8 protein-coding genes and 1 pseudogene are annotated in these 8,555 nt (G+C 53.5%); all 9 read right to left on the minus strand.

Annotated elements, in window-relative coordinates; translation table 11 throughout:
* Window positions 1-413: 413 nt before the first annotated feature.
* Window positions 414-758: a GlpM family protein gene (locus tag B2633_RS15555; RefSeq protein WP_483171612.1), complete on the minus strand. Its 345-nt coding sequence runs from the start codon at window positions 756-758 to the stop codon at window positions 414-416.
* Window positions 759-790: 32 nt separating this feature from the next.
* Window positions 791-1,555: an alpha/beta hydrolase gene (locus B2633_RS15560; RefSeq protein WP_483171613.1), complete on the minus strand. Its 765-nt coding sequence runs from the start codon at window positions 1,553-1,555 to the stop codon at window positions 791-793.
* A 12-nt stretch (window positions 1,556-1,567) separates the two neighbouring features.
* Window positions 1,568-1,750: a DUF2197 domain-containing protein gene (locus B2633_RS15565; RefSeq protein ID WP_481039964.1), complete on the minus strand. Its 183-nt coding sequence runs from the start codon at window positions 1,748-1,750 to the stop codon at window positions 1,568-1,570.
* Window positions 1,751-1,774: 24 nt separating this feature from the next.
* The gene (locus tag B2633_RS15570; protein ID WP_483171614.1) at window positions 1,775-2,437 is read right to left on the minus strand and encodes a YkgJ family cysteine cluster protein; all 663 of its coding nucleotides are present in this window, start codon (window positions 2,435-2,437) and stop codon (window positions 1,775-1,777) included.
* Between the two features lie 81 nt (window positions 2,438-2,518).
* The gene (locus B2633_RS15575) at window positions 2,519-4,228 is read right to left on the minus strand and encodes a methyl-accepting chemotaxis protein (protein ID WP_483171615.1); all 1,710 of its coding nucleotides are present in this window, start codon (window positions 4,226-4,228) and stop codon (window positions 2,519-2,521) included.
* A 74-nt stretch (window positions 4,229-4,302) separates the two neighbouring features.
* Window positions 4,303-4,635, minus strand: coding sequence for a hypothetical protein (locus B2633_RS15580; protein ID WP_483171616.1), 333 nt, complete (start codon window positions 4,633-4,635; stop codon window positions 4,303-4,305).
* Window positions 4,635-7,079 carry a Lon protease family protein gene (locus B2633_RS15585; RefSeq protein ID WP_483171617.1) on the minus strand — a complete coding sequence of 815 codons (2,445 nt, stop codon included), beginning with the start codon at window positions 7,077-7,079 and terminating at the stop codon, window positions 4,635-4,637. Before B2633_RS15585 ends, B2633_RS15580 begins: the two co-directional genes overlap by 1 nt.
* 24 nt (window positions 7,080-7,103) lie before the next feature.
* Window positions 7,104-7,937 (minus strand): MBL fold metallo-hydrolase, encoded by an 834-nt coding sequence (locus tag B2633_RS15590; protein ID WP_483171618.1) that lies wholly within the window; start codon window positions 7,935-7,937, stop codon window positions 7,104-7,106.
* Between the two features lie 187 nt (window positions 7,938-8,124).
* A pseudogene (locus B2633_RS15595) lies at window positions 8,125-8,555 on the minus strand (hypothetical protein); the annotation flags it as partial.

Below are 8,555 nucleotides of genomic sequence, written 5' to 3' on the forward strand. Positions count from 1 at the left end.
AGTATGGGGTGAACCACGGGCCAGATTCCATTTTGTATCGGTTGAGCAGGTAGTGGAGATATATCGCAATCAAGCAGGTGGTTTCGGCGTCCTGGATTTACGCTATCCATCCTATGACATGGGTGAACTTGCCCTACATTAATATTAGAACGCCGCAGGTAAAAGGGCTGGAAACGGAATTGCAGAAGCTTAGACGGCCCCACCCGGTGCCTTTTATTGGAAAAAGAAATGACAGAGAAAGATTCTCTGTCGAAAGCGGTAGTAACTTGTAAGTAGCAACTTTATATGATTATACCCAGCAAGGCCGTTTTGGTGAAGGGGTTTGGAACGAATAACCGCTTTTTGGGCACAAAAAACCGCTATCGAGTCATGAATGACTAGGGCAAACCTATGTTTACTGCGCGCCAGACGGTTCATGGAAAGCGCTGATATACTTGCAGGATAAGGGCGGCGGCGATCAACCAGGCGGCCATTCCGGACAAAAGGGTCCAGCCGATGCCCATTCGGCCGACGAGATAATAACAGGTGATTAAGAAAGCAGCTACCGCAGGCAGAGCCATAAGGCTTAAAACCACGGTGCGCTGCATGGCGGCCGGAGAAATGGACTGTGACAGGAAATAGTATCCCACCACCGTTACCACGGGAAATAATACCGCCAGTCCGGCGAAATAAGGGTTTTTTCCCTTGCTTATCCAGCTCACCGCAAGAACCAGAAGGCCCCCGCAGACAAATCTCCACAAGCCCTCCTGCCAGCTCATCCTGTATCACTCCCTTTTTTGCTGATAGGGATTTAAAGGCGGTTCTCCCCGAAGTGCTCATCAATCCAATCCAGGGTGATGGCTTCACGCTGTTCCACCATCCCGGTGAAACGATGATCAGCACCCGCCACCAGGTGCAGTACCGCCTCGGGCAGATAGGTCGCTATCTCCTGGGCGTTTTCGATCCCAACCGCCTCATCTTCCCGGCCATGCACGACCAGAACCGGCTTGTCCCGCATCGCCATCAGGCTTCCTGCCATGTCGTGGCGCTTAAAATCCAAGACCAGGTCCGGCCTTAACTCAAAACAGCTCTCCAGGTCGCTGCATATCACACTGGCTCCGTTCAAAAGGCGTTGGTAATCATCACCCAGCAATCTGGCGAAGGAACGCGGTAAATCGAATGGGGCCGACCATAGCACATAACCGGAGGCTTCGGGCACATGTGGAGCGGCAGCGATTACCGTAGCGCCCCCGAAACTTCTTCCCAGCAGAACGAAAGAGAGCTGGTAGCGGCTGTTGATGTAAGCGCAAACCTGCTTCAGATCTTCAACTTGCTGCGAAAGTGTTATTGCACTGAATTCCCCGCTGCTCTCCCCGCTGCCCCGGAAATCGAAAGCGATCACCATCAATCCCCGGGCCGTCAATTTTCCGGCAAAAGCGCAGATTTTTCCGCTGTTCTCTTTGGCCCCCCGGAAACCATGGCAGACCGCCACAGCGCCCCGGGGTCCGGACTCCGGGGCGAAGATCAGGGCGGCTATAGACTGGTCATTATCTACGGGAATAAAGATTTTCTGCATTGCTTATCTCTCTTACATGGGTTTTTTGGGTTTGTGCTTTTCCTCGGACTCATGCTGCACCCGGTAGTTGCACAGGTCACAGATAAAGGTGGCTACTGGTTTTTCCTGAGCCACCAGCTTTTTATAGTCTTTGTGGGATTCGTCCACAGTGTAGGTTTTGCTGCACATCAGACAACGAGCTGAAATCGTATCCATGGTTAGTCCCCCCTACCCTTTTAATTACTTTAATAGTAGCATCTTGCGCCATAAATCGAAAGACAGTACCCGGGCCAGCCTCAGCTGTTGATAGCTGGTTTTGCCGGTAAAATACCCCTTGGGCCAGTGGTGCGGGTTTAGTTTCGGGTTTTGACTGCGGTTTACCGGAAAAGGCCTCCCCGCCTTATTATAGGCCGCCAGGCTGCAGCGTACCAGCTCGTCCATGCCGCTATTGATGATCTGACTGCGCAGGTTCTCAAAATTGGGGCTGGTCTGGCAGCACAGATAGGTCTGGCAGGCAAAGGGGCGCCGGGCATAGATGCGGCATTTGCCCCGGGAATTGAGAAAGATGCATTTTGCCCCGCGGCGGCGCAGCGTGATGTCAACCGCAGGTCCTTGCAGTTCCACCCACAGGTAGCGAAAGACCTCGAGTTGATCTATGCCCAGTGCTTCGCGGATTTGCATCACATCGACGGAGGTCACCGGTAAAGGCTCCTGGCAGCACAGGTCACATCCTTCACAGCCGACCCGGTTTTGGGGCCACAAACGGGGCCAATCCATTTTCAGATAGGACTGATTCAGCTCATCCAGGAATTCCTGCACCGTAATCCGCGAATCGCGGATGCGGAGTTCGAAGCCCGGCTGGCCTTGAAAGCGGGCAGGTTCTATTATGAGTCGAGAGTTCATATAAAGGCCTCTTAATCACAAGAGGCCATCCTGTAAAGGAAAGCCTCCTGATAGTCGGTATTAAACGCAGCCGGGTGTTTCTTACGCCTTAAAATAGGCTATGGCACTTTGCAGGTCGGCTACCATGCGGTTCAAGGCGTTGACAGATTGGTTGAACTGGTTGATCTCTTCCATCTGCTTGCCGGCCAGCTCAGACATCCCCTGCACGATCTGGGCGTTGTTCTGGGCTGCTTCGGCAGTGTTGTCAACTGATTTTATGGCTATATCTGCACCCGCCGCCATCTGCTGGCCGGCGCTGGATACCTCTTCAATCTGGGATTTGACCTGATTGACAGCCGCGATGATGTAGTGGAAGGCATCCCCGGCCCGGGAGATCACTTCGGTGCCTTTGGCCACTTCTTTGGTGCCTTCCTGCATGGCTCCCACCGCTTTATCCGATTCATTTTGAATCTCCCGGATGAGCTGGGCGATGCGCTGGGCGGCTTCACCTGATTCCTCGGCCAGTTTACGCACTTCATCGGCTACCACTGCAAAACCGCGTCCCATTTCTCCGGCCCGGGCGGCTTCAATGGCGGCATTCAGTGCCAGGAGATTGGTCTGGCTGGCGATGTTGGTGATCAAGTCCACAATCTGCCCGATCTCCAGCGATTTCTCTCCTAAGGCCTCTACTATGGAGGCGGTATAATCGGTGTTGTTGCTGATGATTTCGATCTGCTTGACGGCCTGCTCAATCTGGCGCTCCCCTTCTTCAGCCTTTTTGCTGGCAGCCGCTACTGAGCTGGCCACCTCCTGCGCGCTGGCGGCCACCTGTTGAATGCCTACCGCCATCTCGCCGATGGTGTTGCGCGAATGATGGGATAATTGGGCCTGCTCTGCGGCGGAGCGCATCAGGGTTTCAGCCTGACTGCCCAGATTGCTCATTAGAGCGGCGCTGGTTTCAGAGAGCTGCCCCACCTGCGCGCTGGATTTGCTGACATTGTTGATCAGCCGGCCGGTTTTACCGATCAGGTCGGCCATTTTTTCCAGCATGGTGTTGAACATAGCCGCCAGTTTGCCGGGTTCGTCATTGGCATTGGCGGGAATGCGCTGGGTTAAATCACCCTGACTGGCTTTATCCACCGATGCGCTGATTCTGCGCAAAGGCATATAGACCGTATAGGCCACCAGGAATGCGGCCAGAAAACCCAGGAAAATCCCGATGCCCGAGTAAGTTACCATGGCCAGGCGGAAATGGCCGACGGCCTCCTCGTACGGTGTGGCCGGAACCCCTACATACCAGATGCCGATGGCATTGCCGGAGGGATCCTTAATGGGCTCGTAAGCGGCTTCGTTCCATACCCCGACTACTTCGGCACGGCCCACATAGGGCTGTCCCTGAATCAAGACCACCTGTCCCACTTCTTCGGATATCTTGGTATTGACGGCTCTCTGCCCGTCTTTCATCACATTGGTGGATACCCTGGTATCTCCCCGGAAGATGGTGCAGGTGTCTCCGGTCAGATTGCCGATGCGGTCGACCACTTCATAATTGCCTTCCATCAATACCGGCCCTTTATATAACTGTCCGTCGATAATCTGCCAATCCCCCGGGTATCTCTCTTCTAAAATCTGCCGCCCCAAAGCCAGGTCAGACTGCAGCTTCTGCTGCGCTGCCATCAGTATTTTTTCGGACATCACTTCGGTGGCATAATACCCCATTATGCCGGTTACTGCAGCTAAGACCAGGGTAAAGGCCACCACCAGGCGGACCCGCACGCTGATCTTGCGCAAGCAGCGTTCCACAAACTCCATTCTCTCATTTCCCCTTTCCTGTGGATGAAAACCCCTTCTATTTTCTCTGGTAATTATCGATGATTATGGAGGAATTATTTAGCCGGGTTCTCATCTCCGGGGGGAATGATCTCCATGTAGGTTACGCGCTGATAATTGAAGCTCCCCACCACATTGCCTTGCGCATCGTAAATGTAGGATATGGACGAACCGCCGGCGTAGAGCTTGCCGCTTTTCTCCAGGCCTAATTCATAGACATACCCGTCCACAGTGTCTCCGCGGTCGAAGTGGATGCGGACCTTTATGAGACTGGGCTCCTGGCTGAGGTCTCTTTTAACGAGATCTTGAATGTGCAGATTTTGGCACCCGCTTATAACCACAGCCGTGAACACAATGAGCAGCAATAAAGCCAGGCGGCCTCGGTTCATCAGTACTGCCTCCTTATACGTTTAGGTCTCTTCAGCGCATGGGTCGGCGGCACATCCAGATCCTGCCTGCGCAGCTCGGTCCATTTTTGCAGCTTTTGGTTGACCCGGTAATGCACTGTATCCGGTGTAAACCGGCCTTTTTCGTCAGGCTCCCCGGCAGGCACGCCGGTCAGTATTTCCAGTCCCCGGTCAATGTGATCCACCGCCCAGATATTGAACTTCCGCTGTCGTACTGCTTCTACCACGCTTTCATCCAGCATCAATTGGGTGATATTCTGTTGGGGTATGATCACCCCTTGCCTGCCGTTCAATCCTTTATCTTTACAGGTCTTAAAAAAGCCTTCGATCTTCTGGTTGACACCGCCCACCGGCTGAACCTCGCCGTTTTGGTTGACTGAGCCGGTTACCGCGATGCCCTGATATATGGGCAAATTGGCCAGGCTGGATAATAAGGCATAGAGCTCGGCACTCGAGGCGCTATCCCCTTCCACTCCCTGATAGCTCTGTTCAAAGGTCAGACTGGCGGAGAGGGCCAGCGGTTTATCCTGAGCATACTGCGCTCCCATATAGCCGCTTAAGGTCAAGACCCCTTTGCTGTGAATGCTGCCGCTCATACGGATCTCGCGTTCGATATTCACCAGGCCTTTCTCTCCCATGAAGGTTTTGGCGGTGATGCGCACCGGCTTGCCAAAATTGTATTCACCCACCTGGTAGACCGCCAGGCCGTTGATTTCGCCTACCCGGTACTCGTCCACATTGATGATCAGGGTGTCGCGGTTGATCATTTCCTGCAGATGTTCTTCTACCATGGCGCAGCGCTGCTGTTTACCCTTAATGGCCTTATTTACATGCAGGGCCGTGACCAGCTCGGCCTTATCCTGTCTGGCCCAATGATTGGCCTCATAGACCACTTCCACCAGCTTGTTGAAAAGGGTGGTCATTTTCTCCTGATCCTCGGCCATGCGGGTGCTGTAGTCCACCACACTGGCTACCGCGTCGGGGGTGAAGTGCAAGAGTTTTTCACGCTGGCAAACTCCGGCGATGAGCTGCGCATATTGCTTGATGTGGGTCCGGCTTTTGGCCATTTCCACATCGAAATCAGCGCGGATTTTAAACAGCTTGCGAAATTCGTCATCGAAGGCATATAAGGCGTGATAATACCAGGGATCGCCGATTAAGACCACTTTGATGTCGACCGGGATGGATTCGGGCTGCAGGGTTTCGGTATTGGTTATCCCCAAGACACGTCCGATGTTTTCCACCTTGATCTCACAGTTTTTTAAGACTTTTTTGAGGCAGTCCCAAACATAAAAGTTTTTCAAGACGTCATTGATGTGCAGAACCAGATAGCCGCCGTTGGCTTTATGAATGGCTCCGGGCTTGATCTTTGAAAAATCGGTGGCCAGGATGCCGAATTCGCCTTCATACTCGATCTGTCCGAACAGATTGGCATAAGTGGGATTGGTTTCAAATATCACCGGAGCATGCGTCAAGGCCTCATTGTCCACCAGGAGATTAACCTGGTATTTGCGCAGCGAGGCGCGCCGGTCCATATGGCGGAAAAACATCAAGGGGCCGCTCTCCTCGGTCTTGAGAAAGCCCTCGGTGTTTTCGACCAGGTCTTTCTGCATATCCTTCAGATAGGTTACAATATCCGCATTGTCCCGGTATTTTTCCAAAAGCTGTTCAAACCAGGGTTCGGATACCCTGCGGGCAGTCTCCAACTCCAGGCTTTTGATCTTTTCGCGAATGATTTTTTCCGATTCCTTGTACTTGCGGACGGCCTCGTTAAGTCTTTCCTGTACCAGTGTACCGGTGCGCATGATCTCCACCCGCTGCTCCTCGTTCATGGCCAGGTATTCTTCCTGGGTGATCACCTCTCCGTCTTCCTTGATGGGAGCGGTGTTTATGCCGGTCTGGGTGCGCGAGATGGTGAAACCATGGTGGCGGGCTTCTTCATCCAGTTCCAGATACATTTTGTTGGTCTCTTCCAGAAATGCATTGAGGATACTGTTCTTTTTGCTTTCATAATCTTCGCCTTCAAAGGCTTTGACGATACTCTTGATAATGGCGTCAATACTGGTGCTTATATCTTGTTTGAATACCTTGCCCTGTCCCGGAGGCAGCTTGAGGGCTACCGGAGTGTCGGTTTCACGGAAATTATAAACATAACACCAATCGTAAGGGACCGGTTTGGCCGAAGCCCGTTCCTCCAGCATCTCTTTGGCCAGGCTGCTTTTGCCGGTGCCGAAAGCCCCGGCCAGGTAAATGTTGTAGCCCTGGTTGTTCATGTCCAAACCCAGGGATAGAGCCTCCACGGCCCGGCCCTGGCCAATGATGCCCCGCAGGGGCTGCAGCTCCACAGTGCTTTTGAAGCGAAACAGTGCGGGGCTGCATTCTTTCCTGAGCTGTTTCGCTTTTAACCTGTGCTGGTTGATGTTCAAATATTTCCCTCCAATAATTCCATTCTATATAAATGTAAAATGACTGCCGGCATCAATCTTGACCACCTGGCTGCCCAGCTCCTGGTAAAGGCGGGCAGCCGAGTAGAACCCGGTGCAATGGCCGATCATAATCCGGTCAGGCCGCTCATGATGCAAATAAGAGACCGTGGCCTCTATACGCTCAGGCGAGGCATTTACCAGGTGGGTGCCGCCGATATAAGCCTGGATATGATTTGTTCCCGTGATCTCCCGGGCATAGCTCAAGGTGTTAACCATCCCGGCATGGGCACAGCCGCTCATCACGATTAAGCCCTGGGGATGGTCGATGACTAAAGCCATATCGTCCTCAATATGGTCTTCCATCAAGTCCTCGCCCGACTCGATTGCAAAATGCCCCCCCACATCTTCATAAGCGGTTCTGCGGGGGATCGTACCGGTGACGTAGACTCCGGGCCGGATCTCAAGAGGTTTTACACTGTAACGGAACTGCGCCCCGGCGGCTGCGGCTTCAGCTTCAGAAAACGGGCATCCCACCGCGAGCTTGTGACCCCCGGCTCCTATTGAATAACGTTTAACGAATATTCCGGGATGCGCGGTTACAGGGCGGGATCCGATCTGTTTGAGCAAAGCCACCAAAGCCCCGCAGTGATCGTAGTGACCATGGCTGATCACGATTTCTTCAATATCCTTTAAGGGCATTTTTAGCTGAGCGCTGTTGACGAACAAGGCGTCGCGGTGACCGGTGTCGAACAGCAGCGGATAGCCGTCAATCGTTATCAGGGCCGAGAAGCCCCACTCCCCGATCAATGCCATAGCGGAAGTGGTGTTTTCCACCAGTATGGTCAGCTCAATCTTCACTGCCAAGCCTCGCAATCGTTGTTATTTATGTTTATGGTATTTATTTATTATACTGGTTAATTCCTTCTGATGCCTTATCCTGAGCAAAAAATGTTGCGGGGCCGGCCTTGACTCTGCTCAGCAAATACCGGGGCGGAGCGCCCCGGAGCGTCAGAACGGAGGCATTATATCCCAGGGTTATCCCGGGTTAAGGCACTATCCGGATTTGCTGCAAAGGGGTATCGTTGTCTCCCGGCAGCTCGGGCTGGTTGTCGGGTTCGTCCCCGGGTTCGTCATCTGCTTCGCCGCCGCCTTCGTTGCGCCGCTCATTATCATTCCTCTCATCCCCCTCGTCCTCAGGCGGAACGGGGTTAAGCCAGTCCGGCAGTTCCGGCAGCAGGGGAATTTCAAACTGATGCCAGTAGCAAATGATGCCGGGCTCGGTTCCCGATATAAAGGCCATCGATACCGGCCGGGGGCAGGCTTCCACCGCCACCAATCCACTGTCCATACAAATATTCAGCCGTTTGATGCCCTCGGGCCGGGGAAAATCGGAGGGCTGAAAAGCCGCCCCGGCCATGCCCATGAAGTTGGCCCAAATGGGTCCGGCCACCACTCCGCCGGACTGGTTGACCTGGC

This window comes from Syntrophomonas sp. UBA1041 (assembly GCF_002316705.1).
In the GTDB taxonomy this organism is placed as follows: domain Bacteria; phylum Bacillota; class Syntrophomonadia; order Syntrophomonadales; family Syntrophomonadaceae; genus DTU019.

Bases quoted from the DNA above. Each gene is read 5' to 3' on its own strand.
- B2633_RS15575 (WP_483171615.1), bottom strand. From the start codon at position 4,228: ATGGAGTTTGTGGAACGCTGCTTGCGCAAGATCAGCGTGCGGGTCCGC.
- B2633_RS15565 (WP_481039964.1), bottom strand. From the start codon at position 1,750: ATGGATACGATTTCAGCTCGTTGTCTGATGTGCAGCAAAACCTACACT.
- B2633_RS15560 (WP_483171613.1), bottom strand. From the start codon at position 1,555: ATGCAGAAAATCTTTATTCCCGTAGATAATGACCAGTCTATAGCCGCC.
- B2633_RS15555 (WP_483171612.1), bottom strand. From the start codon at position 758: ATGAGCTGGCAGGAGGGCTTGTGGAGATTTGTCTGCGGGGGCCTTCTG.
- B2633_RS15570 (WP_483171614.1), bottom strand. From the start codon at position 2,437: ATGAACTCTCGACTCATAATAGAACCTGCCCGCTTTCAAGGCCAGCCG.
- B2633_RS15580 (WP_483171616.1), bottom strand. From the start codon at position 4,635: ATGAACCGAGGCCGCCTGGCTTTATTGCTGCTCATTGTGTTCACGGCT.